Consider the following 641-nt stretch of genomic DNA (forward strand, 5'->3'; position numbering starts at 1 on the left):
ATTTTAAACAAATTATTTTTTAAGAAACTGCTAAACGCACCACGCCATATTGTTACCCTGGCTGGCTTATTCAATGATATAAAGCGTTCATTTAATGCTATAAAACGCTAGAATAACTAACATAAAGGCCGTCTGAAACACGATTGTTTCAGACGGCCTTTACATTCAAATCAGTTAATCAGTCTGCTTCCTGATTCTACTGCTTCTTCAGCTTCCTCATCGCCTGTCGGCGGCGTTTCCATCAAATCAGGCAACACCAGCTCGCCCAATTCAGTCAGCGGCGGCAATTCTTCCAAACTTTCCAAACGCAAATCGCTTAGGAATGTTGCTGTTGTCGCCCACAAAGCCGGACGGCCGACAGAATCACGGTGGCCGATGACTTCAATCCAGCCCCTATCCTGCAAGGTTTGCATGACATTTTGCGACACCGCCACGCCGCGTATGCCTTCAATATCGCCACGCGTTACCGGTTGCTGATAGGCAATAATCGCCAGCGTTTCCATCACAGCGCGGGAATAACGCGGCGCGCGCTGCTCTTGCAGGCTGCCCAGTCGTTCAAACGCGGCTTGGTCGATTTGGAAGCGCCAGCCCTCATGGGTATGCACCAGTTGCAAAGCCCTGCCCTGCCAGCGGGCCTTCAG

1 protein-coding gene is annotated in these 641 nt (G+C 50.4%); it reads right to left on the reverse strand.

Annotation, left to right across the window (positions count from 1 at the left end):
• Nucleotides 1-170: 170 nt before the first annotated feature.
• Nucleotides 171-641 (reverse strand): SMC-Scp complex subunit ScpB (gene scpB, locus ACTHUE_RS19790; protein ID WP_440424253.1); only part of this gene is annotated, 471 nt, incomplete at its 5' end.

This window comes from Neisseria sp. P0021.S005, from assembly GCF_051956955.1.